The sequence below is a fragment of the Massilia glaciei genome, assembly GCF_003011895.2.
Taxonomy (GTDB): domain Bacteria; phylum Pseudomonadota; class Gammaproteobacteria; order Burkholderiales; family Burkholderiaceae_D; genus Telluria_A; species Telluria_A glaciei.
The window spans coordinates 1-23,814 of the sequence record NZ_PXWF02000122.1 but is presented as its reverse complement, the minus strand read 5'-3'; the positions used below and the strand labels follow the sequence as shown (position 1 = coordinate 23,814).

The 23,814-nt window shown below is 65.5% G+C and carries 21 protein-coding genes; 18 read left to right on the top strand and 3 right to left on the bottom strand.

Annotation, left to right across the window (positions count from 1 at the left end):
- The first annotated feature begins 47 nt into the window (after positions 1 to 47).
- From C7C56_RS09305 to C7C56_RS09260, 10 genes are all read left to right on the top strand, one after another.
- Positions 48 to 320, top strand: coding sequence for a hypothetical protein (locus C7C56_RS09305; RefSeq protein WP_106757157.1), 273 nt, complete (start codon positions 48 to 50; stop codon positions 318 to 320).
- Positions 321 to 333: 13 nt separating this feature from the next.
- Positions 334 to 1,560, top strand: a complete 1,227-nt coding sequence (locus C7C56_RS09300; RefSeq protein ID WP_146204372.1) for a hypothetical protein — start codon at positions 334 to 336, stop codon at positions 1,558 to 1,560.
- Between the two features lies 1 nt (position 1,561).
- On the top strand, positions 1,562 to 2,665 hold the full coding sequence (locus C7C56_RS09295) for a glycosyltransferase family 4 protein (RefSeq protein WP_106757155.1): 1,104 nt from the start codon (positions 1,562 to 1,564) through the stop codon (positions 2,663 to 2,665).
- Positions 2,662 to 3,804 (top strand): glycosyltransferase family 4 protein, encoded by a 1,143-nt coding sequence (locus tag C7C56_RS09290; protein WP_106757154.1) that lies wholly within the window; start codon positions 2,662 to 2,664, stop codon positions 3,802 to 3,804. Before C7C56_RS09295 ends, C7C56_RS09290 begins: the two co-directional genes overlap by 4 nt.
- Positions 3,804 to 5,786 carry an asparagine synthase (glutamine-hydrolyzing) gene (gene asnB, locus C7C56_RS09285; RefSeq protein ID WP_106757153.1) on the top strand — a complete coding sequence of 661 codons (1,983 nt, stop codon included), beginning with the start codon at positions 3,804 to 3,806 and terminating at the stop codon, positions 5,784 to 5,786. The genes C7C56_RS09290 and asnB overlap by 1 nt, the downstream gene beginning before the upstream one ends.
- Positions 5,787 to 5,960: 174 nt before the next feature.
- On the top strand, positions 5,961 to 7,148 hold the full coding sequence (locus C7C56_RS09280; RefSeq protein ID WP_106757152.1) for a glycosyltransferase family 4 protein: 1,188 nt from the start codon (positions 5,961 to 5,963) through the stop codon (positions 7,146 to 7,148).
- Positions 7,149 to 7,187: 39 nt separating this feature from the next.
- Positions 7,188 to 8,132, top strand: a complete 945-nt coding sequence (locus tag C7C56_RS09275; protein ID WP_106757151.1) for a UDP-glucose 4-epimerase family protein — start codon at positions 7,188 to 7,190, stop codon at positions 8,130 to 8,132.
- Positions 8,132 to 8,692, top strand: coding sequence for a sugar transferase (locus C7C56_RS09270; protein ID WP_370660191.1), 561 nt, complete (start codon positions 8,132 to 8,134; stop codon positions 8,690 to 8,692). The genes C7C56_RS09275 and C7C56_RS09270 overlap by 1 nt, the downstream gene beginning before the upstream one ends.
- 113 nt (positions 8,693 to 8,805) lie before the next feature.
- Positions 8,806 to 9,792, top strand: a complete 987-nt coding sequence (locus C7C56_RS09265; RefSeq protein ID WP_219933129.1) for a polysaccharide deacetylase family protein — start codon at positions 8,806 to 8,808, stop codon at positions 9,790 to 9,792.
- Between the two features lie 49 nt (positions 9,793 to 9,841).
- Positions 9,842 to 10,555 (top strand): formyl transferase, encoded by a 714-nt coding sequence (locus C7C56_RS09260; protein ID WP_106757191.1) that lies wholly within the window; start codon positions 9,842 to 9,844, stop codon positions 10,553 to 10,555.
- Between the two features lie 194 nt (positions 10,556 to 10,749).
- Here the strand turns inward: C7C56_RS09260 and C7C56_RS09255 are convergent, their stop codons facing one another.
- A complete protein-coding gene (locus C7C56_RS09255; RefSeq protein ID WP_106757149.1) occupies positions 10,750 to 12,696 on the bottom strand; it encodes a polysaccharide biosynthesis protein in 1,947 nt (648 codons plus the stop codon).
- Between the two features lie 556 nt (positions 12,697 to 13,252).
- On the opposite strand from C7C56_RS09255, the gene flhB reads away from it, so the two are divergent.
- On the top strand, positions 13,253 to 14,425 hold the full coding sequence (gene flhB / locus C7C56_RS09250) for a flagellar biosynthesis protein FlhB (protein WP_106757148.1): 1,173 nt from the start codon (positions 13,253 to 13,255) through the stop codon (positions 14,423 to 14,425).
- 319 nt (positions 14,426 to 14,744) lie between these two features.
- Positions 14,745 to 16,826, top strand: coding sequence for a flagellar biosynthesis protein FlhA (gene flhA / locus C7C56_RS09245; RefSeq protein ID WP_106757147.1), 2,082 nt, complete (start codon positions 14,745 to 14,747; stop codon positions 16,824 to 16,826).
- A gap of 144 nt (positions 16,827 to 16,970) precedes the next feature.
- On the opposite strand, the gene C7C56_RS09240 is transcribed toward flhA, so the two are convergent.
- A complete protein-coding gene (locus C7C56_RS09240; protein ID WP_106757146.1) occupies positions 16,971 to 17,201 on the bottom strand; it encodes a hypothetical protein in 231 nt (76 codons plus the stop codon).
- 255 nt (positions 17,202 to 17,456) lie between these two features.
- Between C7C56_RS09240 and flhF the strand changes: the two genes are divergently transcribed.
- The 6 genes from flhF (at position 17,457) to C7C56_RS09210 (ending at position 22,619) form a co-directional block, all read left to right on the top strand.
- Positions 17,457 to 18,935 (top strand): flagellar biosynthesis GTPase FlhF, encoded by a 1,479-nt coding sequence (gene flhF / locus C7C56_RS09235; protein WP_106757190.1) that lies wholly within the window; start codon positions 17,457 to 17,459, stop codon positions 18,933 to 18,935.
- The gene (locus C7C56_RS09230) at positions 18,928 to 19,737 is read left to right on the top strand and encodes a MinD/ParA family ATP-binding protein (protein ID WP_106757145.1); all 810 of its coding nucleotides are present in this window, start codon (positions 18,928 to 18,930) and stop codon (positions 19,735 to 19,737) included. Before flhF ends, C7C56_RS09230 begins: the two co-directional genes overlap by 8 nt.
- A 52-nt stretch (positions 19,738 to 19,789) precedes the next feature.
- Positions 19,790 to 20,518 carry an RNA polymerase sigma factor FliA gene (locus C7C56_RS09225; RefSeq protein ID WP_106757144.1) on the top strand — a complete coding sequence of 243 codons (729 nt, stop codon included), beginning with the start codon at positions 19,790 to 19,792 and terminating at the stop codon, positions 20,516 to 20,518.
- Positions 20,500 to 21,246, top strand: a complete 747-nt coding sequence (locus tag C7C56_RS09220) for a flagellar motor protein (protein ID WP_106757143.1) — start codon at positions 20,500 to 20,502, stop codon at positions 21,244 to 21,246. The genes C7C56_RS09225 and C7C56_RS09220 overlap by 19 nt, the downstream gene beginning before the upstream one ends.
- Positions 21,247 to 21,257: 11 nt before the next feature.
- Positions 21,258 to 22,025 carry a flagellar motor protein MotD gene (gene motD, locus C7C56_RS09215; RefSeq protein ID WP_106757142.1) on the top strand — a complete coding sequence of 256 codons (768 nt, stop codon included), beginning with the start codon at positions 21,258 to 21,260 and terminating at the stop codon, positions 22,023 to 22,025.
- A gap of 99 nt (positions 22,026 to 22,124) precedes the next feature.
- Complete coding sequence (locus C7C56_RS09210) at positions 22,125 to 22,619, top strand: hypothetical protein (RefSeq protein WP_106757141.1); 495 nt, start codon at positions 22,125 to 22,127, stop codon at positions 22,617 to 22,619.
- A 60-nt stretch (positions 22,620 to 22,679) separates the two neighbouring features.
- On the opposite strand, the gene C7C56_RS09205 is transcribed toward C7C56_RS09210, so the two are convergent.
- Entirely contained in the window at positions 22,680 to 23,687 is a 1,008-nt protein-coding gene (locus tag C7C56_RS09205; protein ID WP_229458466.1) for a M35 family metalloendopeptidase, read from the bottom strand.
- Positions 23,688 to 23,814: the final 127 nt, after the last annotated feature.

Sequence of the window (23,814 nt, the reverse complement as noted above, 5' to 3'; positions counted from 1 at the left end):
GCCTGGCGTGATGTCCAGATCCATTAGATGCGGGTAAAGGCGGGTTTATGAGGAAAAAATATATTGAGTTGGAATTGTGGTTTCCTGCGTTAGCGGGTTACTGCATTCCGATTACTTTGCTGTTCTGGTACATTCTTGGCGGCCTGAAATCCGTTCGATTGGATGTCGGTTTCAAGACCCTGCTCGCTTGCATCTCGATGGTGCGGGCCAGCTTTTTCCTGATGATTTACACCTTACTGTGCGTTAAGAAATTCTTCACCGAGGAGCGCGTCCGGCTGTGTGCCCCGCTTTTCAACAAGCAAGCGCTTGTCTTACTGTAGATAGAAACAATTTATGATCGGCCAATCACCCAAGACATCGACAGCGCGGCTCCTGCTGTTGTCCGCTGCAATATTTTTCATTTTGTACAATATCTCATTCATTGGAATGGTGTCGCTGACGACCGGTCGCGTAGCCGTCGTGCTGCTGCTGGTTTGGGCACTGTGGGAAGGGCGCGATTACATGAGCGTGTTCAGAACCAAGGCGTGGATAATATTTTTGCCTTTGCCGGCCGTGATCCTGCAGTACATTTTTGTTCCAGATTTTGGTCAGTTAAGCCGTTTCCTGCATCTCGCCATTTATTCATTTCTTGGAGGCGCACTTGTCGCCACGCTCGCACGGGATATCGGGATTGTATTGCGGGCGACCCTGCTAGCGGTATCGGTTCAATCACTGCTATTGTTCTTCTCGTTTTTCAGTACAGAATACAGGTTTTGGTTCGATTCGATTGTGTTTTCTGGATCAAATTTCGACGCGTCCTATGTCTATCGCGCCCCGGGATTTTCCAGCGCTGGTGGTGCCAGTTTGTCTGTGATTCAGTCGTTTGGCATGCTTGTAGGCTGGCTGCTGCTCAGGAAGAACCTGTTTTATGAGCGCGTAATTGGCAATTCCCGCTATTTAATATTCCTGGCGATGATAATGGCGACCGCATCCTGCATCGTAGTGGGGCGGACGGGCCTGTTGATGTGCTGCGCGTTCCTGATCATTTTTATATTCTCAGTCGAATCTCGAATGCATTTCGGCATATTCGCGTCGCTGTTCCTTGTCAGCGGCTTCGCGTTCTTCGGCGATTCCGTATCCGGGCTGCTGGCCAACGATTTTTCGTCGGACTATTTCACCACATGGGCGTTCGGCATGTTTTCCGGCGAAGACGACACCCTTACCACGCTGTCGGGCCAGGCCATTCCAAGTTTGACCAGTGAGACGTTTTTCGGGACCGGTTTGTCCAATATCGTCGACGGCGTGAACCCTAGCGGAAACGATTCCGGCTTTGTCCAGGGCTATTATTCAATGGGGCTGCCGTTTGCCGTGCTACATTATGTCGCCTACCTTGCCGCGCTGTATCATGTTTTGAAATGGCTTCCATTCAAACCGCGCGTCGCGGTATGCATTATCCTGTTTGCGATCGAGTTAAAAGAGCCGTTTTTGTTCAAGTATTCGACGATGATGGTCATCATGGCGCTTCATTTCGCGCATCGGCGGGAGTATCTCCGGCAATACAGAAGTGTCCGGAGATTATGAGATGAAAATAGTCATGATCACCAGTTCGCTCGGCGCCGGCGGGGCCGAACGGGTCGCCACCACCCTGTGCAATTCCTGGATCGCGCGCGGCGACGAGGTGATGTTGATTCCGACGTTCTCGGGCGGCGGCAAGCCGTTCTACGCGATCGGAGAGGGCTTGCGCGTGGTCTATCTGGCCGACGCTGTCGGCTCGCGCAGCAAGGGCCCGTTAGCGTATGCGCGCCGGCTGCTGGCCTTGCGCGGTCTGATCGTCGGCCATGCGCCGGACGTGATCGTTTCGTTCCTGCCCAATGTGAATGTCGCGACCATCCTCTCGACCGCGTTTTTGCCGCAGCCGTTGATCATCTGCGAGCGCTCCGATCCGGCCGCGCAGCCGCTGTCGTCGTTCTGGAAAACCGCATGCCGGCTGACCTACCGCCTGGCCGACATGCTCGCGGTCCAGACCGAGGGCGTCGCAGCCAAGGTGCCGGCGCTCTTTCCCGGCTTGAAGAGGGTCGGTGTGGTCGCCAATCCGGTTCCCGCCGCAGTCGGACTTAACCACAAGAGGCACGGCGCGGGCCGCAAGGTCCTGCTTTCGCTTGGCCGGCTGTCGTCGGAGAAGCAGGTGGACCGGATCGTCGATGCATTCGCCGCCGCCGCTGGCCAGTTCGATCAATGGGAACTGCACCTGTATGGCGAAGGGCCGCAGGAGCCGGCCTTGCGCGCGCAAATCGACGCGCTCCAATTGCAGGAGCGCGTTTTCATCAAGGGGCGCACCAGCGAACCGTGGCAGGTCATGGCCGGCGCCGACGCTTTCGTGATGGCCTCCGAATACGAGGGGTTTCCCAACGCGTTGCTCGAGGCGATGGGCGTCGGCCTGCCGTGCGTGGCCTTCGATTGCCCGAGTGGGCCGCGCGAGATTTCGGGCGATGGCGAGCATGCGATCCTGGTCCCCCTGAACGACCAGCCCGCCCTGGCGGCGGCGCTGGCGCGTCTGATGGGCGACGAACAATTGCGGCATACGCTGGGGCAGGGGGCGCGCAAATCGGTGTTGGACAAGTTCAGCCTGGCGGCGGTGCTCGCGCGCTGGGACCAGCTGTTCAAAGAGGTGGGCGCCGCAACGTGAAAATCCAACACATCATCATCGCGCTCCACACGGGCGGCGCCGAGCTCATGCTCAAACGCCTGATCGAATCGCACCGCGGCTCGGGCTATGAGCATTCGGTCATTTCGATCACCGGCATCGGCACCATCGGGCACCAGTTGCGCGAGTGCGGCATCGACGTGCACGCGGTCGGGATGAGCGGCACGCGCGGCATTCCGCGCGCGCTGTTGCACCTGGTGCGCCTGCTGCGCGAGCGCAAGCCAGACGTTGTGCAGACCTGGATGTACCACGCCGACCTGATCGGCGGCCTGGCCGCGCGCATCGCCGGCAACCGCAACATCATATGGGGCATCCGCACCACCGATGTCCACGCCGGCGGCAAACGGACCACCACGCTGGTGCGCCAGATGTGCGCGCGCCTGTCGCGCTGGGTGCCGCACATGATCGTGTGCGCGGCGCAGGCGTCGCGGCGCTCGCACGCGGCGATCGGCTACGACGACGCGCGCATGGTCGTCATCCCGAACGGGTTCGACTTCACCCGCATGGCCGCGTCCGCCGAGCAGCGAGCCGGACTGCGCCAGGCCTGCGGTTTCGGCGCGCAGCACGTGGTGGTGGGCACCCTGGGGCGGTTCAACCTGGCCAAGGACCAGCAGAATTTCGTGCGCGCCGCCGGCCTGCTGGCCTCCTCCCACCCGCAGTTGCGCTTTCTAATGGTCGGGCGCGATGTCGACGCGGCCAACGCGGAGCTGGCGAACTGGATAGCGCGCACCGGCCACGGCGAACGCTTCGTGTTGCTCGGCGAGCGCACCGACGTGCCGGTCTGCCTTTCCGCGATGGACATCTTCTGCCTGTCCTCGCGCACCGAGGGCTTCCCCAACGTCGTCGGCGAGGCGATGTCGATGTGCCTGCCGTGCGTGGTGACCGACGTCGGCGACGCCCGCATGCTGGTCGCCGACACCGGCGTCGTGGTGCCAAAGGAGGATTCGGAGGCGCTCGCCGGCGGTGTCGGGCAAATGCTCGCGATGGCGCCCGAAGCGCGCGCGCAACTGGGGCGCCTGGGGCGGATGCGGGTCAATGAAGAGTTCAGTATCGAGCGGGCGCGCGAGCGCTTCGAAGCGTTGTATCAGCGAACAATAATCGAGAATAAAGGTAGTCTCTAATGTGTGGATTTGTCGGTTTTTTTGGTGGCGGCGCGACCCTCGGTGACGCCGATGGCCACGCTTTGCTGGTGCGTATGTCCGATACCATCGTCGCGCGCGGGCCCGACGATGCAGGCCACTGGTTCGACGGCGCGCGGCGGATCGGGCTGGGACACCGGCGCCTGTCGATCGTCGACCTGTCGGCCGCCGGCCACCAGCCCATGGAGTCGGCCAGCAGTCGGTTCATGTTCGCCTTCAACGGCGAGGTCTACAACCATTTGCTGCTGCGCGAGGAGCTAGGGGCGGCCGGACTGGCGCCGCGCTGGCGCGGCCATTCCGACACCGAGACGCTGCTCGCCGGTTTCGACGCCTGGGGCATCGAGGAGACGGTCCGGCGCGCCATCGGCATGTTCGCCTTCGCGGTCTGGGACCGTGAAACCGGGCTGCTCACCCTTGGCCGCGACCGGCTCGGCGAGAAGCCCCTGTATTACGGCTGGCAGGGCAGCGGCAGTTCGGCGGTGTTCCTGTTCGGCTCCGAGCTCAAGGCGCTGCGCGCCCACCCCGCCTTCGAAAACAAGATTGACCGCGGGGCGTTGAGCCTGCAGTTGCGCAACAACTATATTCCGGCGCCGTATTCGATCTACGAGGGAATCGCCAAGCTTACGCCCGGCTGCCTGCTCAGCGTTTCGCTTGCCGCGCCGCAGGCGCGGGTCTGGCCGTACTGGTCGGCCGCGCAGGTGGCCGAATCCGGGGTCGCCAATCCGTTCACCGGAACCGCCGAGCAGGCCGTCGACGAGCTCGAGATCCTGCTCAAGGACGCGGTGCGCCAGCAAATGATGGCCGACGTGCCGCTCGGGGCGTTCCTGTCGGGCGGCGTCGATTCGTCGGCGGTGGTGGCGCTGATGCAGACCCAATCGTCGCGCCCGGTCAAGACGTTCACGATCGGCTTCCACGAGGACGGTTACAACGAGGCAGAGCACGCCAAGGCGGTGGCCGAGCACCTCGGCACCGACCACACCGAACTCTATGTCACGGCGCAACAGGCGATGGACGTGATCCCGCGCCTGCCGACGCTGTACGACGAGCCGTTCTCGGACTCGTCCCAGATCCCCACCTTCCTGGTGTCGCAACTGGCCCGCCAGCATGTGACGGTCTCGCTGTCCGGTGACGCCGGCGACGAATTGTTTTGCGGTTACAACCGGTACCAGATGACGGCGAACATGTGGCGCAACATCACCCGGGCGCCAATGGTGGTGCGCAAGCTGGCCGGCAAAGGTTTGCGCGCCGTTTCGCCGCAGGCCTGGAATGCCGCCGCCGGCGCCATCCGCGGCATTCTTCCAAACTCGCTGCGGCACGTTAACGTCGGCGACAAGCTGCACAAGGGTGCGGCTGTGCTCGAGAGCAATTCGCTCGATGCCCTGTACCTGAACCTTGTGTCGCACTGGCACGACCCGGCGTCGGTGGTCATCGGCGGACACCAGCCTCCGACCGTGCTGGTCGGCGACACCCCGGCCCTGGCCGGCCTCGACAAGATCGAGCGCATGATGGCGCTCGACATGCTCACCTATCTGCCGGACGACATCCTGACCAAGGTTGACCGTGCCGCGATGGGGGTCTCGCTCGAAACGCGCGTGCCCTTCCTCGACCACCGGGTCGCCGAGTTCGCCTGGCGCCTGCCGCAATCGATGAAGCTGCGCGACGGCCAGACCAAATGGGCCCTGCGCCAGGTGTTGTACCGGCATGTGCCCAAGGCGATGATCGAACGCCCGAAGATGGGCTTCGGGGTGCCGATCGGCGACTGGCTGCGCGGTCCGCTGCGCGACTGGGCCGAAGCCCTGCTCGACGAATCGCGCCTGCGCAGCGAGGGCTTTTTCCATCCGGAGCCGGTGCGCAGGAAATGGGAAGAGCATCTCTCAGGCCAACGCAATTGGCACTACCACCTGTGGGACATTCTGATGTTTCAGGCGTGGTACGAGGAGCACCATCTCAAGGTGGCCGCCTAGCGCCGCCGCTTGGGCCGGGCTGCCGGTGGTGGCGGTGGTCGCAGTACAGTCTGTTTAAGTGGCGGAAGAATCGAAAACATGGAAGATATTATGGCAAACCCGGGTTGCGGGAAGCATGCGGAGTCGGGCAGCGCGGTGCGCGCCGGCGCAATCGCCCTCGCTGGGGGGAGCTAAATGAAAAGATCGCCCCCCCTCGCGCGTCCCAAGCTCCTGCTCGTCGTGACGGAGGACTGGTATTTCGTCTCGCACCGGCTCCCGCTCGCGCTGGGGGCGATCGCGGCCGGCATGGATGTGGCGATCGCGACCAACGTCTCCAGCCACGGCGATCTGATCTCGCGGGCGGGGATCGAGGTGCACCCGTGGAACCTGCGGCGCGGCTCCACCGGCCTGTGGGCCGAATTCAAGTCGCTCCTCGGCCTGTGGCGCATCTATCGGCGCGTGCGCCCCGACATCGTGCACCAGGTCGCGATCAAGCCGGTCCTGTACGGCGGCCTGGCCGCGAAGCTGACCGGGACCACCAGGGTCGTCAACGCGCTCGGCGGCATGGGCTCGCTGTTCAGCACGGAGTCCGGCCGCAAACGCGCGTTGCGCGCGCTGGTGAGCATGGGCTTCCGGTGGCTGATCAACGGACGCTCCAACGTGCTGATCCTGCAAAACCCGGACGACGCCGCGCTGCTCGTCGAAGGCGCGCGTATCGACCCGGCGAACATCCGGCTGATCCGGGGGGCCGGCGTGAACGTGCGCCAGTTCGACGTCAGCGCGGAGCCGGACGGCGTGCCGCTGGTCGTGCTGCCGGCGCGCATGCTGGCCGACAAGGGGGTCAGGGAGTTTGTCGAGGCGGCCAGGATATTGAAGTCGGCGGGCCTAGCGGTGCGCATGGCCCTGGTTGGCGAGCCCGACGCGTGCAACCCGGACTCGATCGCCGCGGACAGCCTGCGGGCATGGGCCGACAGCGGCGATGTCGAGTGGTGGGGGCGGCGCGAGGACATGCCGGCCGTCTACGCCGCGGCGTCGCTCGTGTGTTTGCCATCTTATCGCGAAGGCTTGCCCAAGTCCCTGCTCGAAGCGGCCGCGTGCGGGCGCGCGATCGTCGCCACCGACGTCCCCGGCTGCCGCGAAATCGTGCGCCACGGCGAGAACGGCATGCTGGTCCCGGCGCGCGACGCCAAGGCGCTCGCGGCTGCCATCGCCATTCTGGTCAACGATCCCCAGTTGCGGCGCAGCATGGGAAGCAAAGGGCGCGAAATGGTCTTGCAGGAATTCTCGGAAGAGAGCGTCGTCAGGGAGACGCTCGACATCTACCGCGCGCTCCTGCCCGGATCCACGCTCGCGCTCGGCGCGCGGTCCACAGCGGCGATCTGAAAAGGTCGCTCCGTATCTTGTTTTTTTGGGAATGATCGAATGGTATTGGTTACAGGCGCTTCCGGTTTTGTGGGCACGGCCCTTTGCCGGGCTTTAAGCGAGAAAGGCCGCGCCCACACGGCGGCGGTCAGGACCGGCGCCGTCGGCGCGCAGGTCAGCGTCGGCGACATCGGCCCGGCCACCGACTGGCGGGCGGCGCTGGCCGGCTGCTCGGTCGTGGTCCACCTCGCCGCGCGCGTGCACGTCATGTCGGACCGGGACGCCGATCCCCTGCGCGCCTACCGCGAGGTCAATCTCGAGGGGACCATGAACCTGGCGCGGCAGGCCGTGCGGGCCGGCGTCAAGCGCTTCGTGTTCGTCAGCAGCGTCAAGGTCAACGGCGAGGCGACGGCCGCGGCCCCGTTCAGCGCGCTCGACGAGCCCGGCCCCTGCGACCCCTACGGCCAGTCGAAGATGGAGGCCGAGCGCGCACTGCTGGCGCTGGCGCGCGAAACCGGGCTCGAGGTGGTGATCGTGCGCCCGCCGCTGGTCTACGGCCCCGGGGTGAAGGCCAACTTCCTGAGCCTGATGCGGCTGGTGCGGCGCGGCCTGCCGCTGCCGCTGGGCAGCGTGCGCAACCGGCGCAGCATGGTCGCGCTCGACAATCTGGTCGACCTGCTCATCGTCTGCTGCACCCACCCCAGGGCCGCCGGCGGCATATTCATGGTGTCAGATGGCAATGATGTGAGCGTCGCGGAGCTGGTCGGGATGATCGCGAAGGCGATGGGGCGGCGCCCGCGCCTGATCCCGTTGCCGGTTGCGCTGCTCGACGCCGGCGCGCGCATGCTTGGCAAGGGCGCGGTGGCGGAGCGGGTGCTGGGATCGCTGCAAGTCGATATTGCCAGCACTCAAGTTACGTTAGAATGGACGCCGGTGATCGGCACGCAAGCGGCGATCGATCAAACGGTTTCCAATTTTTTGATGGCGGACGCACAAAACAAATGATTAAACGTATTTTAGACTTCTGCATGGCGCTGCTGGCGGCGATGTTGTTCCTGCTGCCGCTGCTCGTGGTATCCCTGCTCGTCAAACTGACCTCCAAAGGGCCGGTGTTGTACTGGTCGAACCGGGTCGGACGCGACAATGCGCTGTTTTCGATGCCGAAGCTACGCACCATGCAGGTCGAGACGCCGGTGGTCGCCACCCACCTGCTGCAAGACCCCGACCAGTTCCTGACGCCGATCGGCGGCTTCCTGCGCAAATCCAGCCTAGATGAATTGCCGCAGCTTTGGTGCATCCTGCGCGGTGACATGAGCGTCGTCGGTCCCCGACCCGCCTTGTTCAACCAGCACAATCTCATTTCCATGCGGACGGAGCAGGGCGTGCACAAGATCCGCCCTGGCCTCACCGGTTGGGCCCAGGTCAATGGCCGCGACGAGCTGCCGATACCCGAGAAGGTCAAGCTCGACGTGGACTACGTCAAGCGGCAGTCCCTCGTGTTCGACATGAAAGTGATCCTGCTGACCATCCTCAAGGTGGTGCGGCGCGACGGCGTGACGCACTAGGGAACGGCGCGGGCAGCCGTCCCCGAGTAGTGCAGAGCAACGGCGAACCAGCCCCCGCGGACGATTCGCTGCAATTAACCGCGGCGATGCGCTCGCCACAATAAGGATTGTATATGTCACTCAAGCATGGCGTTTTCACCGTGTCCCTCGACTTCGAGATGTATTGGGGCGTGCGTGACAAGCGCAGCATCGCACAGTACCGGGACAACCTGTTGGGCGTTTCGCGCGCGATTCCCGCGATGTTGCGCCTGTTCGGCGCCAACGGCATCCACGCCACCTGGGCCACGGTGGGATTCATCTTTTTCAAGGATGCCGACGAGTTGCGCCAGCACCTGCCCGCGTCGCTGCCCACCTACGGCAGCGCGAATCTTTCGCCGTACGACTACATGGCGGACGCGCCCGGGCTCGAGGCCGACTACCACTTTGCGCCGGCGCTGATCGAGCAGATCGCCGCGACCGAAGGACAGGAGATAGCGACCCACACGTTCTCCCATTATTATTGCCTCGAAGACGGGCAGACGCTTGCCCAGTTCAAAGACGACATCGGCGCGGCCATCGGCGTCGCCGCCCGAAAAGGGTTTTCGGTCAAGAGCCTCGTGTTCCCAAGAAACCAGTGGAATGGGCAATATCTTTCGGCGCTCGCGGAACTGGGGGTGCGATGCTACAGGGGCAACGAGAGCAATTGGATGTACAAGGCATCCAACGGCGACGGCCAAAGCCGGCTGCAAAGGGCGGCGCGCCTGGTCGACACCTATTTCAACCTGTCGGGCCACAACACGCACGCGCTCGCCGACTGCACCAGGGAGGCGCCGTACAATTTCGCCGCGAGCCGCTTCCTGCGGCCCTATTCGGAAAAACTCGGCGTCCTCGAAGGGCTGCGTTTGAGACGGATCAAGAACGCCATGCGCGACGCGGCCGTGAACAAGCGCATCTTCCATCTCTGGTGGCATCCGCACAATTTCGGCGTCAATTTGCAAAGCAATATGGCGTTCCTCGAGCGCGTCATCGCGTACCAGGCGGTGCTAAGGCGGGAACACGGCATGCTGTCGCTGAATATGGGCGAGCTGTGCCAGCTTGCCGGGGGCGCCGATGGACAATAGAAAGATACGCGTCGTCATGCTTTGCGGGAACGGACAATCGGCGCGCTTCATGTACCACGGCATCGCCGCGGAGGTCGAGGTGGCATGCGTCGTGCTGGAAAACAAACCGTCGGGCAGGACATTGATCGAGCGGCGCATCAAGCGCCTCGGACTGGCCAAGGTGGCCGGGCAATTGCTGTTCCAGGTCGCCAACCGGCTGCTCAAACCGGCGTTCCAGCCGCGCGTCCGACAGCTCATCGCCGACTACCAGCTGGTCGACCGCGAAGCGCCGCACGCGATCACCAGAAAGGTCGAGACCGTCAATAGCCCGGAGGTGATCGCGCTGCTGCGCCAGATCGGTCCCGACGCGATCGTGGTCAACGGCACCCGTATCATTTCGAAGGATGTGCTGGCGGCCGTCGATGCGCCGTTCATCAATACGCATATGGGGATTACGCCGAAATACAGGGGCGTCCACGGTGCCTACTGGGCGCTGGCCAACGGCGATCCGGAAAACTGCGGGGTCACGGTCCATCTGGTCGATCAGGGCATCGACACGGGCGGGGTCCTGTACCAGGACATCATCCGGCCGCAGGACAACGACAATTTCAATACCTACCCGCTGCATCAGATGGCCAAGGCCATCCCGCTCATGCGCGCCGCCCTCGAGGATGTGAGGCAGCGCCGGATCAGTGTCAAAAACGGCGTTGCGCCCTCGGTCCTGTGGCACCACCCGACATTGATTGGCTATCTGGGCAAGTGGCTGCGGAAGGGCGTCAAATAACGGCAGATAGGGGGGCAGGGCGCCCCCCGGGCCAGGAGCCTGTCGGACTTAGGGAGTCGAAGCGAAAAAAGTGCTGGGCGAGGACAGATTTTGACGATTTCGCAGTGCCAATAGCGAGCTATTGGCCGGGAAAGCGGCGAAATATGGACCGTCCAGCACTTTTTGCAGCCGACGATCCTAAGTCCGACAGGCTCCTAGACCGAGGTCTCGGTCAGCGCCTGTTCGTCGACGACCATCTCGGACGATTTCTTGCGCCCCTCGAGCCAGATGAAATCGACGATCTCCGATGATGGCTGGTACTCGCTCACGATCTTGAGCAGATGGGTGCGGATCGCCCCGTGGTCCTTGCGGACGCAGGCCTCGTCCAGGTGCTTGAGCATGATTTCCAGAAACGGCCAATTGATCTCGCTTTCCTCGGCGCGCATGATCAGGGGGTGGTCGGTGCCTGTCACGTTGGTGCCTATGAGCAGCTCCTCGTAGAGCTTCTCGCCCGGCCGCAAGCCCACGTACTTGATTTCGATGGTCCCTTTCGGGGTCGCAGCGGTCTTCACCTCCTGTCCGCTCAGATGCACCATCCGCACCGCCAGGTCGGCGATGCGCACGGGCTGGCCCATGTCAAGCACGAACACGTCGCCGCCTTGCCCCATCGCGCCGGCCTGTATCACCAGTTGGGCCGCTTCCGGGATGGTCATGAAGTAGCGTGTGATGTCGGGGTGGGTCAGGGTGATCGGGCCGCCGGACGAGATCTGGCGCCGGAACAGCGGCACCACCGAGCCGGACGAGCCGAGCACGTTGCCGAACCGGACCATGCAGAACTTGGTGTTGGAACCCTGCCGCGCGAACGCCTGCAAGATCAGCTCGGCCAGGCGCTTGGTCGATCCCATCACGTTGGTGGGCCGCACCGCCTTGTCGGTCGAGATCAGGACGAAGAACTTGACCTTGGCGGCACTGGCCGCGCGCGCGAAGCTGAGCGTGCCGAAGGCGTTGTTGCGGATCCCCTCGATCGGGTTGTGCTCGACCAAGGGGACGTGTTTGTAGGCCGCCGCGTGGTAGACGGTATCGACCTTGAACGCGACGAAAATGTCCTTGCACTTCTCGTAGTCGAGCACCGAGCCCAGGAAGGGCACCAATTCGATGTCGAGGCCGTGGCTGTTGATGTGGGAGCGCAACTCCTGCTCGATCGCGTACAGCGAATACTCTGAAATGTCGAGCAGCACGAGGGTGCGCGGCGACAGGTTCAGGATCTGGCGGCACAACTCCGAGCCGATCGAGCCGCCCGCGCCGCTGACGCAGACCGATTTGTTGCGGATGCAGACCGACAGCAGGGCGTTGTTCGGCGCCACCTGTTCGCGGCTGAGCAAGTCCTCGATCTCGATCTGGCGCACATCCTCGACCCGGACGATGCCGTTGACGAGGTTCTTGATCTGGGGGGTGATCTTGATGACCAGTTTGAGCGGCTCGAGCTTGTCGATGATCAATTTCTGCTGTTGCGGGCTGATGAGCGGCATCGCCAGCAGCACGGTGTTGATGCCGAGTTCGCCCACCAGGCGCGGCAGCGCCGACGACGGGTGGACCGCGATGCCGGCGATGGTCGCTTTCTGCAGCTGCTTGTTGTCGTCGATAAAGATGACCGGCAGATATTCGGAGCCCGGCCGCAAGGCGTTGGCCAGTTGCATGCCGGCATCGCCGGCGCCATAGATGGCGACCCGGATCCTGCTGCTCCGTTCGCGCGGTCCCTGCAGCAGGCCGCGCGCGAGGAAGCGGCTGGTCAGCACGTACAAAATTGTGTTGAGCCACAAGATGGTGAAGAAGGTTGGCGTCAATTCGCTGCCCAGCAGGAGCACGGCCGTCAGCGCTAGCATTAGGATCGACACCGAGGCGCCGACGAGAACGGTGGTGACGATTTTTTGGTCGATGTAGCGGATCACGGCGCGGTACAAGCCCGCCTTGATAAACACGGGAATGCAAAACAGCGGCGCCAGCACCGCCATCCACAGCGATGGATGCAGCAGTGTCGCCGTGCTGCTGTCGAGGTGCAACACCATCGCGACACAAAATACCAGCGGAAGGAAGACGCCGTCGGCGACCGTGGCGATGAGTTGTTTGGATTGGCGTGGCAGATTGAGGAAGATGTTCTTCATTGTTATCGCAGTCGGAATCGTTTTTTTTGCTTGCGTTGACGCAAATTAGAGCGGCCGTTCGTTGCCGCCCGCTTTCTTGCGGGCCGGCCCCCGCCGCCCCTTGGGGTGACAGGGGGCAAGGTGGTGTGAATCTAACGAAACATCACAATGCGTTGAGCGGGCGGACGCAAACAGGCGGTGTGAATCTAACGAAATATCACAATGCGTTGAGCGAGCGGACGCAAACAACATGGTTATCAGCTAAGCGTGTTTGGGAAGTGCGTTGAAGGACCTGAGCCTGATGGTAACTTATCAGTGGCCAAATTGCACGTATGATTCGATAGGAAACCTTTTTCTCAGGCGATTCGAGCGGGGGGATGCGCCGATGCCGGCGGTGGGTCGGCGGCAATGTTGTTGTATGGCCGCAACGGTCGGGCGCTTGGCCAGCGCGCGCCGATGGACGCTGCCGGAACTGCGACCGGTTTGCCGCCTAGCTTGTGCGATCGCAAAAGCGCGGACCGGGCGATAATGGGCGCATCGGGCCTGCGCGAGGGCGCTCGGCAACAAGGGGGCGGGCATGGCCAATGACAGCGACGCGGAAAAAACGGAACCGGCCTCACCCAAGCGGATCGAGCAGGCGCGCGAGGACGGCGACGTGGCGCGCTCGCGCGAGCTGGCCACCTTCACCGTGCTCATGGCCGCCGGCGCCGGCCTGTGGCTCACGGGCGGCTCGATCGTGCGCCAGCTCGACGCGGCCATGGTGTCGGGCCTGTCGCTCACGCGCGAGCAGGCGTTCAACGCCGACGTGCTGATCCTGCGCATCGCCCACGACATCGGCATGGTCATGCTGGCCTGCCTGCCGCTCGCGCTGGCGGTCATGCTCGTGGCGCTGGCATCGCCGCTGCTGATCGGCGGCTGGCTGTTCAGCGCCAAGGCGTTCGCGCCCAAATTCTCCAAGCTCGACCCGGTCGCCGGCATCGGCCGCATGTTCTCGACCAACGCGCTGGTCGAGCTGCTCAAGGCGGTCGGCAAGACGGTCGTGGTCGGCGCCGTGGCCTGGCAGGTCGTGCAGTACCAGAAGGAGGCCGTGTTCGGCCTCGCGCTCGAGCCGCTGCGCGCCGGCAGCGCGCACATGCTCGACCTGGTCGGCGCCGCCTTCCTGTTCATCGTCGGCGGTCTCGGCCTGATCGCCGCGATCGACGGCCCGTACCAGATGTGGCATTACGCCCACAAGCTCAAGATGACGCGCCAGGAGGTCAGGCAGGAGGCCAAGGAGTCCGACGGCAACCCCGAGATCAAGGCCAAGGTGCGCCAGATGCAGCGCGAGATGTCGCGCCGGCGCATGATGTCGGCGGTGCCCACGGCCGACGTTGTCATCACCAACCCGACCCACTACGCGGTCGCGCTTAAATACGCCGACGGCGGGGGCGGCGCGCCCCAGGTCGTGGCCAAGGGCAGCGACGCGGTCGCCGCCAAGATCCGCGCGCTGGCCGCCGAGCACAAGGTGCCGCTGCTCGAGGCGCCGGCGCTGGCGCGCGCGCTGCACCAGCACACCGAGATCGGCGACGAGATCCCCGAGGCCTTGTACGCGGCGGTGGCCGAGGTGCTCGCCTATGTGTTCCAGCTGCGTGCGTACGGCAAGGGCGGGGCGGCATATCCCGAGCGCCCGGGCCGGCTGCCGGTGCCGCCAGAGCTCGATCCGCTTGAACCGGCCTCGCAGAAAAAGCCCGACCCGCCTACGCCACACTAAAGCCGACGCGATATCGCCGGCGTGCGGCGGGCGGATTCCAATGCTGAACTTGCCTGTACGTCCGGCGCGAGCGTTTAGAGCCGTCAACAACGCGGTCGAATATTCTTACTTCGCATAGCGGCGTGCTCAGCATGGGTCCCCGCTTTCGCGGGGATGACGGGTTGGTGGAGGCGGGGATGACGGGTTGGGGGCTGCTCCGAACAGCGCCCCCTTTCGCCGGCTGTTCGACCGATCGCGCGCCGCCCCCGGGCCCGATAATGGTGGTGCCATGGGCCGCGACACGCGCGCCGGGCCGCCAGAATAATAAGGGAAGCACCATATGGACAACCTGCGCCTGCCTGCATGGCTGAGCAACCTCGGGGGCAAGGGCGGCCAGGTGGCCGCGCCGGTCATCATCGTGCTGCTGCTGGCGATGATGGTGCTGCCGCTGCCGGCCTTCGCGCTCGACGTGTTCTTCAGCTTTAACATCGCGCTGTCGATCATCGTGCTGCTCACGGCCCTGTACACGGTCAAGCCGCTCGACTTCCTGGCCTTCCCGACCATCCTGCTGGTGTCGACCATGCTGCGCCTGTCGCTCAACGTGGCCTCGACGCGCGTGGTGCTGACCGAGGGACACAACGGCGGCGCCGCCGCCGGCAAGGTGATCGAGGCCTTCGGCCACTTCCTCATCGGCGGCAACTACGCGGTCGGCATCGTCGTCTTCGTGATCCTCACCATCATCAACTTCACCGTCGTGACCAAGGGGGCCGGGCGCATCGCCGAGGTCGGCGCGCGCTTCGCGCTCGACGCCATGCCGGGCAAGCAAATGGCGATCGACGCCGACCTCAACGCCGGCTTGATCGGCGAGGACGAGGCGCGCCGGCGGCGCGCCGAGGTCGGCCAGGAGGCCGAGTTCTACGGCGCCATGGACGGCGCCTCCAAATACGTGCGCGGCGACGCCGTGGCCGGCATCATCATCACCGTCATCAACATCGTCGGCGGCCTGCTGGTGGGCATGCTCCAGCACGAGCTCGGCTTTGCCGCCGCGCTCGAGACCTACACCCTGCTGGCCATCGGCGACGGCCTGGTGGCCCAGATCCCGTCGCTGATCATCTCGACGGCGGCCGGCATCGTGGTCTCGCGCGTCTCGAGCGACCAGGACATCGGCGGCCAGCTGGTGCACCAGTTGTTCGCCAAGCCGCAGGTGCTCTACATCACTGCCGCCATCATCGGCGCCATGGGCGTGATCCCCGGCATGCCGAACCTGGTGTTCCTGCTGCTGGCCGCCTGCCTGGCCGGGATCGCCTACGCGGTCGACCGGCGCCGCGCCGCCGCCCCCGAGAAGGACGCGCCGCCGGCGCCGCCCGCCGCGCCCGAGCAGGAGGAGGCCAGCTGGCAGGACGTGCTGCCGGTCGACACGCTCGGGCTCGAGGTCGGCTACCGCCTGATCCCGCTGGTCGACAAGACCCAGGGCGGCGAGCTGCTCAAGCGCATCAAGGGCATCCGCAAGAAGTTCGCCCAGGAGGTCGGCTTTTTGGCGCCGCCGGTGCACATCCGCGACAACCTCGAGCTCAAGCCCTCGTCCTACCGCATCACGCTCAAGGGCGTCGAGGTGGGCGCGGGCGAGGCCTTCAACGGCCAGTTCCTGGCGATCAACCCGGGCATGGCGAGCGGCACGCTGCCGGGCGCGCCCACCACCGACCCCGCGTTCGGGCTGCCGGCCACGTGGATCGACGCCAACCTGCGCGAGGAGGCCCAGAACATGGGTTTCACCGTGGTCGACGCCGGCACCGTGGTGGCGACCCACCTGAACCACCTGATCACGAGCCACGCCTCGGAGCTGCTCGGGCGCGCCGAGGTGCAGGCGCTGCTCGACCACCTGGTCAAGGACAGCCCCAAGCTGGTCGAGGACCTGGTGCCCAAGCTGGTGTCGCTGTCGACCCTGCAGAAGGTGCTGCAGAACCTGCTCGTCGAGGGCGTCCACATCCGCGACATGCGCTCGGTGGTCGAGACCTTGTCCGAGCACGCGGTGCATGGCCAGGACCCGAACGAGCTCACGGCGCAGGTGCGCATCGCGCTCGGGCGGGCCATCGTGCAGCAGTTGTTCCCGGGCGCGAACGAGTTGTCGGTGATGACGCTCGACAACCGCCTCGAGCGGCTGCTGATGCAGGCGCTCGGCGCCGGCGGCGACGGCGCCGGCATCGAGCCGGGCCTGGCCGACACCATCGCCAGCCAAGCCGGCGCCGCCGCCGCCTTGCAGGAGCAGATGGGACTGACCCCGGTGCTGCTGGTGCCGGGGCCGTTGCGCCCGCTGCTGTCGCGCTTCTTGCGGCGCGCGTTGCCGCAGCTAAAGGTGCTGTCGCACGCGGAGATTCCGGAAACTAAGACGATCAGGGTCACCAGCCTGGTTGGTGCAGGATGAGTCCCGCGGCTGCGTGGGGGCAAAAGGAGGGGCTGGGGAAAAGATGCCGGCGTGGGTGGGGGCGGCAGGGTGGGGAAGGCAAGGGAGCGGGCGGTTGTGCGGCCACGCGGGCGTTCTGGGCGCTTGCCTGCGCCGGCTGGACTGTTAGTCCTGCCACCATCGCGCGAACGCATTCGCGAAGTGCAGCAGCAGCCCGGCGGGGATTGCGTAGGTGGCTGCCTGGCTTGAACCTGCAAGCGCGGCGCCGGCGCCGAGCACGAGGCAGATGCTGCCGATCGGGGCGATCAACCGGTCGAAGCGCTGGAAATGCTTGCTGCTTGCGAGTAAGTTATGCTTATTGTGTTGAAAGTATTGCAGGTTTGTGGTCATTTTCATTTTATTTTCCTCCAATCTATTGATACAGGCTTGTGCTTGTGTTTCTGTATCATGTACCATTTTTTTGATGTTGCAAGGCAATAAATATCATGTTTTTTGGTGGTCCGGCGCGGCATCCAAACGGTTTCTTGCACTTAGGAAAAGGGGGTAAACGCCCGCCTTCTCCCTTGATGGCCGCGCCCGGCCGTCGTCAATAATGACACTGTGATCAATGCCGCCGCCCCGCGCGCGGCACGCCGAACCCAGGAGTCGACGATGAATGTCCAAAAATTTACCGCCCGCACCGCCCGCGAGGCCCTGCGCAAGGTGCGCGACGCGCTCGGCGCCGACGCCGTGATCCTGTCGAACCGGGTGGTCGACGGCGCCGTCGAGGTGCTCGCGCTCGGTGGCGACGACGTCGCCTCGATCGCCGCGCCGGCGGCCGGCACCGAGATGGCGCAGCCGCGCCTGGACCTCGCGCACCTTGATTATCCGCTCGAATCCTACGCCAACCTGGGCGCGCAGCAGCAGCCCGCCCCGCAGACGCCCCCGCTCGAGGCGCTGATGGCCGCGCGGCTCGACGCGGACATGGACGCGCGCCAGAACGCTCTCCAGAACGCGCGCCTTGATGCCCCCCTCGACCGGCGCCCGGAGCCTGTCGCCGCCGCCGCAGCCCCGGTCGGAGGGCAGGGCGCGTCCGCGCCCCAGCCGGCGCTGGCCGCCTCGTTCCCGATCTCCGAGATGAGCGCCCTGATGGCGGTCGCGATCGCCCAGGCGCGCGACAGCGCCGCGGCCGAGATGTCGGGCATGCGCGACGAGATGCGCGCCATGCGCGGCCTGATGGAGGACCGCCTCTCAAGCGCGTCGGCGGGCGCCGCCCCAGGGCGCGACGCGCCACGCACGGCGGTGCTGCGCGAACTGCTCGCGGCCGGCTTCAGCGCCAGCCTGGCGCGCTTTTTGAGCGACAAGCTGCCCGAGGGCAAAACCGGCGAGGCCGGCTGGCAATGGATCAAGACCGTGATGGCGCGCAACCTCGCCTGCATGCCCGACGAGGACGCGCTGCTCGGCGGCGGCGGCGTGTTCGCGCTGGTCGGCCCGACCGGGGTCGGCAAGACCACCACCACCGCCAAGCTGGCCGCGCGCTGCGTCATGCGCCACGGCGCCGACAAGGTCGCCCTGATCACCACCGACGCCTATCGTATCGGCGGCCACGAGCAACTGCGCATCTACGGCAAGATCCTCGGCGTGATGGTCCATTCGGTCAAGGACGAGGCCGACCTGCGCATCGCGCTGCGCGAGATGCGCAACAAGCACATCGTGCTCATCGACACGGTCGGCGTGTCCCAGCGCGACCAGATGGTCGGCGAGCAGGTGGCGATGCTGTCGCAGTCGGGCGCCGACGTGCGCCGCCTGCTGTGCCTGAACGCGACCTCGACCAACGAGACGCTGGCCGAGGTGGTGCGGGCCTACCAGGGCAGCGGCCTGGCCGGCGCCATCATGACCAAGCTCGACGAGGCGGCCTCGGTCGGCAACGTGCTCGACGTCGTGATCCGCCACAAGCTCATGCTGTACTACATCTCGAACGGCCAGCGCGTGCCCGAGGACCTGCAGTTGCCCGACCCGGCGGCGCTGATCGAGCACGCCTTCAGCCTCGAGCGCGACGACGCCAACGAGTACGCGGACGCCGAGCTGTCGCTGCTGATGGCGCGCGGCGCCGGGCGCGTGGCACGCGCCGCCGAGGTGTCCCTTGGCTAGTTTCGATTTCGACCAGGCGGAGGGCCTGCGCCGCATGCTGGCCGGGCCGCGCCCGCGCGTGGTCAGCTTCCTGTCGGCCCTCGAGCGCGACGACAAGGGCGCCATGCTGGTCAACCTGGGCGCCTCGCTCGCGCGCGCCGGCAACGAGGTGCTGGTGCTCGACGCCTGCGAACGCGGCTACGGGGTGGCGCGCCGGCTCGGCCTCGACCAGGAGCGCTCGCTGCTGGCGGTGGCGCGCCAGCAGTGCGCGCTCGACCAGGTGGTGCGCCAGGTGCCGCAGGGCTTCGGGGTGGCCAGCCTGGCGCCGGCCGGCGCGGCGCAGCGCCCGGGCGCCGACGACGCGCGCCGCCTGGCCAAGGCGTTCGACGTGCTGGCGCGCCAGAGCGGCATCGTACTCGTCGACGGCGAGTTCGGCGCCGACGACCGGTTCCCGCTGGCGGTCATGGGCAGCGCCGAGATCGTGGTCCAGGTTTCGACCGGCGCCGAATCGATCACGGCCGCCTACACCCTCGTCAAGCGGCTCTCGCAGCAACTGGGGCGGCGCCCGTTCGGCATTCTCGTGACCGGGGCTTCCGAAACCGAGGCAAAGATGGTATACGATAATATGTGCTCGGCGGCAAGCCGCTACCTGGCCGTCCAGTTGACGTCGATGGGCTCGGTGCCGGCCGACGAATACCTGCACCGCGCCGCGCGCCTGGGGCGCGCCGTGGTCGACGCGTTCCCGCTGGCCGGGGCCTCGGTGGCGTTCCGGCGCTTGGCCGGGCGCCTCTCGGACGGACAGGTGGCGCTCGGCCCGCGCTGAAGGGGGGCTGGGGAAAAACCGCCATTTTGGCCCAACAACGACAAGAATAACCATGTACACGGTCAAAGGCAAAACGGACAAGGACCACCTGCTGACGGAGCACATGCCGTTGGTCAAGCGCCTGGCCCACCACATGAAGGCCAAGCTGCCCGCCAGCGTCGAGGTCGACGACCTGGTGCAGGCCGGCATGATGGGCCTGCTCGACGCGATCAGCCGCTACGAGGAGACCCACGGCGCCCAGTTCGAGACCTACGCGGTGCTGCGCATCCGCGGCGCCATGCTCGACGAGCTGCGCAGCAGCGACTGGCTGCCGCGCTCGATGCGCCAGAACATGCGCAAGATCGAGACCGCGATGAGCACCCTGCAGCAGCGCCTGGGCCACCCGCCGAGCGAGTCCGAGGTCGCCAAACAGCTCAAGCTGTCGCTGGCTGACTACCAGGACATGCTGGGCGACGGCGGCGGCCACCAGTTGCTCTACTACGAGGATTTCCACGACACCGAGGGCAACGACAGCTTCCTTGACCGCTACGCGGTCGACGACGCCGACCCGCTGCGCACGCTCATGGACGGCGACTTCCGCCAAGCAGTGGTCGACGCCATCGAGGCGCTGCCGCCGCGTGAGAAACTGCTCATGGGCCTGTACTACGAGGAGGAGCTCAACCTCAAGGAGATCGGGGCCGTCATGGGCGTGTCCGAATCGCGCGTGTCGCAGCTGCACACGCAGGCCGTGGTGCGCCTGCGCGCCACACTCAAGGAGCAGGCATGGACTGGTCCAGCGTAGCGGGCGTCGCGCTGGCGCTGGCCGGCCTGTTCATCGGCCACAGCCTCGAGGGCGGCAAGGTCGATTCGCTGCTGCAGCCGGCCGCGTTCCTGATCGTCGTCGTCGGCACCGCCGGCGCGGTGCTGCTGCAGACCGAGCGCCCGACCTTCGTGCGCGGCCTGCGCATGCTGGCCTGGGTGTTCCGGCCGCCGCCGAGCCAGCGCGCCAAGCTGGCGCGCGAGATCGGCCTGTGGAGCCAGCAGGCGCGCCGCGACGGCCTGCTCTCGCTCGAGCGCCAGATGGCCGGCGCCACCGACCCGTTCATCAAGAAGGGGCTGCGCCTGATCGTCGACGGCATCGAGCCGGCCAAGCTGCGCGGCCTGCTCGAGGCCGAGGTGAGCGCCTACGAATTCGGCCAGCGCCAGGCGATCAAGGTGTGGGAGGCGGCGGCCGGCTACTCGCCCACGATCGGGATCCTGGGCGCTGTTCTGGGCCTGATCCACGTGATGGAGAACCTGAGCGAGCCGGCCAAGCTGGGCGGCGGCATCGCCGTCGCGTTCGTCTCGACCGTGTACGGGGTGGGGCTGGCCAACATGTTCTTCTACCCGGTCGCCAACAAGCTCAAGACCATCGTCGCCGAGACCGTGGCCCAGTACGACATCCTGGTCGAGGTGTTCTACGACATCGCCAGCGGCGACCATTCGCGCGTGATCGACGAGCGCGTGGCCGGCATGCTGGCGCGCCCCTAGGCGCCTGCCGGATGGCCCGCAAACGCTACGCCGAGGACGCCGAGAACGCCGAGAACCACGAGCGCTGGCTGATCTCGTACGCCGACTTCATCACCCTGTTGTTCGCCTTTTTCGTCGTCATGTACGCGATCTCCTCGGTCAACGAGGGCAAGGTCAAGGTGCTGTCGGCGTCGCTCGGCGACGCCTTCGGCAAGCACGGCGCCGAGGCCGGCGCGGGCGGCGCGGCCAACGCGCCGCCCGCGTTCTCGCTGCCGGACCTGGTGCGCAAGCGCCGCCAGGAGGCGCTGCGGCGCGAACGGGAGGCGCTCACCAGGCTGGCCCAGGGGCTCAAGGCGACGCTCGGCCCGCTCGTGCGCGAGGGTAAGGTCAGGGTCACCCAGAGCGGCATCGGGGTCAGCATCGAGATCAACGCCAGCGTCCTGTTCGAGCCGGGCCAGGCGGCGCTGACGGCGCGGTCGCGCCAGGCGCTGGGCGCGGTGGCGCTGCTGCTGCGCGACGACCCCCACCTGCTGCAGGTCGAGGGCCACACCGACCCGACCCCGATCAGCAACGCCCAGTTCGCCTCGAACTGGGAATTGTCGGCCGTGCGCGCGGCCAGCGTTGTGCGCCTGTTCATCGACAGCGGCGTCGACGAACGGCGCCTGACCGTGCTCGGGCACGGCGCCAACATGCCGGTGGCCCCGAACGGGGCGCCCGAGGGGCGCGCGCGCAACCGCCGGGTGGCCGTCACGATCGTCTCGAAGCTGCCCGGGACGGCCGAGGAAATCGCGATCCCGTGACCGCCAAAACAACAGCGCCCACGCGCCGAAAAAATATTGCTCTAGGCAAATTGGCAAAAAAGTAGCAAAATCGGCCCACAGACCAGATGGAGACCGACCATGTTCAAACCGCTTCCCGGCGCGCTCGCCGGCGCCGCCCTGCTGCTCGCCTTCTCCCACAACGCCTGGGCCCAGGGCAAACCGATGAAACTGGTGAGCCAGTCGGTCAGCGTCGACACGCGCGCCGGCCGAGTGGTGGTGCAGTTCACCGTCAACAACCGCACCGAGGCCAATGTGTTCGTGCCCAAAGCGGTCGCCAGCGACAAGGAGCTGTCTGCGCAGGTGTTCGAGATCCGCAGCGGCGGCGGCGACCCGGTCGCCTACACCGGCCCCGTCGTCAAGCGCAAGGCCCTGGGCGCCGACGATTTCACCGAGATCAGGGCGCGCATGCGCCACCGCAACAAGATCGACATCACCGACAGCTACGACTTCAAGAAGGGCACCCACCATTACGAGCTCACCTACGTGGGCAGTTATCTGAGCGACCCGCACCAGCTCGGCAAGCTAAGCACGCTCGCGCTCGCGCCGGTGCAGTTCACCTACACGGGCAGGTGAGGCGCGGCGCCGGCGCATGAAAAAAGCGGGCCGCGGCCCGCTTTTTCACCTCCCCGGCTATCACTGCAGCGATGGGGTGTTCTCGGCAAAGTACTCGTGCGAGTCGGCGTTGGTGATTGCCTTCGATGGATTGCTGATCGCCAGGCTGGCCGCGCCGCTCTGGCCATAGACCACGTCGTCGGTGCCGGCGACGGCGTTGAAGTGGCTCATCTCGTGGATCATGGTGCCGCCTTTCGAGTCCGTGCCCGTCAGCGGGGCCGACCAGAATGCCTTGCAGACGTAGATTTTGTATGGCTGGGTTGGATACACATAGGCGTAGTACGACTGGTTGCAGCTGCAGTCGACGACCACCGGCTTGGTCGCGAACGCGTCCCCGATGGCGGCGAAGTTGCTGCGCACGGTGGCGTAGCGCGACGCGTCATAGGTGCCGAACCATTTGGTGTAGCGCGCGCCCGCGTTGCCGGTGCCGAGGTAGCTGCTCGAACCCGAGGCCATGTTCTTGGCCGCGTTCACGGCCGAGGTGATCGTGCTTGCCTGGCTCGAGGTGCAGCCGGTGAAGCTGAGCCCGGCCGTGCCGCCGCCACCGCCGCCGGGGCGCTTGGCCGCGGACAGGTCGGGCGCGGAACCGCGCGGCAAGCGTCCGTCGATCCACAGCGACACCGGCGCCGAGCTGATTTCCGTCGCCGCGCGGGTGCTGGCGGCGCTGTGCGCACGCGGGTTCGGGGTGAACATGCTGAACGAACTGGTCCGATAGCGCACCGCGTAATCACCCGTCACGCTCATATCGTACAGGCCAGATAGTTCTACCTTGGTCGAATGGGACGCGCCCGGCTTGAGCAGGAAATAGTCGCCCGCCTTCGGGGCCGGCCGCTTGTAGTGGGCGCCCAGGTAAGGCACGGCGGTGCCGTCGCGGGTCACGTCGAACAGGGATTCTTCGACGCCCGCGAATGGCGTGTGCCATTTGAGCACCAGTTGGGGGGTTGCGGAAGTATTGGTAAAGGTAACCTTCAGGACGACATCGTCGTTTTTGTTGAGCTTGATCTTTTCCGCCGCGATGCTCACGCTCACGCCGTTCGCCTCCGCCTGGGCGCCGAAACAAACCGTTGCCGCAACCGCTGTGACACCCGCTTTTACCAAGTGATTCCAATTCATTGTTTTCTCCGTTTTTTTACAGCAATTCTCAATTCAGATTTTG

What these genes read in the sequence shown, in the direction of transcription:
- C7C56_RS09305 (WP_106757157.1), top strand. Translation starts at nt 48, where the DNA reads ATGAGGAAAAAATATATTGAGTTGGAATTGTGGTTTCCTGCGTTAGCG.
- C7C56_RS09300 (WP_146204372.1), top strand. Translation starts at nt 334, where the DNA reads ATGATCGGCCAATCACCCAAGACATCGACAGCGCGGCTCCTGCTGTTG.
- C7C56_RS09295 (WP_106757155.1), top strand. Translation starts at nt 1,562, where the DNA reads ATGAAAATAGTCATGATCACCAGTTCGCTCGGCGCCGGCGGGGCCGAA.
- asnB (WP_106757153.1), top strand. Translation starts at nt 3,804, where the DNA reads ATGTGTGGATTTGTCGGTTTTTTTGGTGGCGGCGCGACCCTCGGTGAC.
- C7C56_RS09280 (WP_106757152.1), top strand. Translation starts at nt 5,961, where the DNA reads ATGAAAAGATCGCCCCCCCTCGCGCGTCCCAAGCTCCTGCTCGTCGTG.
- C7C56_RS09275 (WP_106757151.1), top strand. Translation starts at nt 7,188, where the DNA reads ATGGTATTGGTTACAGGCGCTTCCGGTTTTGTGGGCACGGCCCTTTGC.
- C7C56_RS09265 (WP_219933129.1), top strand. Translation starts at nt 8,806, where the DNA reads ATGTCACTCAAGCATGGCGTTTTCACCGTGTCCCTCGACTTCGAGATG.
- C7C56_RS09260 (WP_106757191.1), top strand. Translation starts at nt 9,842, where the DNA reads ATGTACCACGGCATCGCCGCGGAGGTCGAGGTGGCATGCGTCGTGCTG.
- C7C56_RS09255 (WP_106757149.1), bottom strand. Translation starts at nt 12,696, where the DNA reads ATGAAGAACATCTTCCTCAATCTGCCACGCCAATCCAAACAACTCATC.
- flhB (WP_106757148.1), top strand. Translation starts at nt 13,253, where the DNA reads ATGGCCAATGACAGCGACGCGGAAAAAACGGAACCGGCCTCACCCAAG.
- flhA (WP_106757147.1), top strand. Translation starts at nt 14,745, where the DNA reads ATGGACAACCTGCGCCTGCCTGCATGGCTGAGCAACCTCGGGGGCAAG.
- C7C56_RS09240 (WP_106757146.1), bottom strand. Translation starts at nt 17,201, where the DNA reads ATGAAAATGACCACAAACCTGCAATACTTTCAACACAATAAGCATAAC.
- flhF (WP_106757190.1), top strand. Translation starts at nt 17,457, where the DNA reads ATGAATGTCCAAAAATTTACCGCCCGCACCGCCCGCGAGGCCCTGCGC.
- C7C56_RS09225 (WP_106757144.1), top strand. Translation starts at nt 19,790, where the DNA reads ATGTACACGGTCAAAGGCAAAACGGACAAGGACCACCTGCTGACGGAG.
- C7C56_RS09220 (WP_106757143.1), top strand. Translation starts at nt 20,500, where the DNA reads ATGGACTGGTCCAGCGTAGCGGGCGTCGCGCTGGCGCTGGCCGGCCTG.
- motD (WP_106757142.1), top strand. Translation starts at nt 21,258, where the DNA reads ATGGCCCGCAAACGCTACGCCGAGGACGCCGAGAACGCCGAGAACCAC.
- C7C56_RS09210 (WP_106757141.1), top strand. Translation starts at nt 22,125, where the DNA reads ATGTTCAAACCGCTTCCCGGCGCGCTCGCCGGCGCCGCCCTGCTGCTC.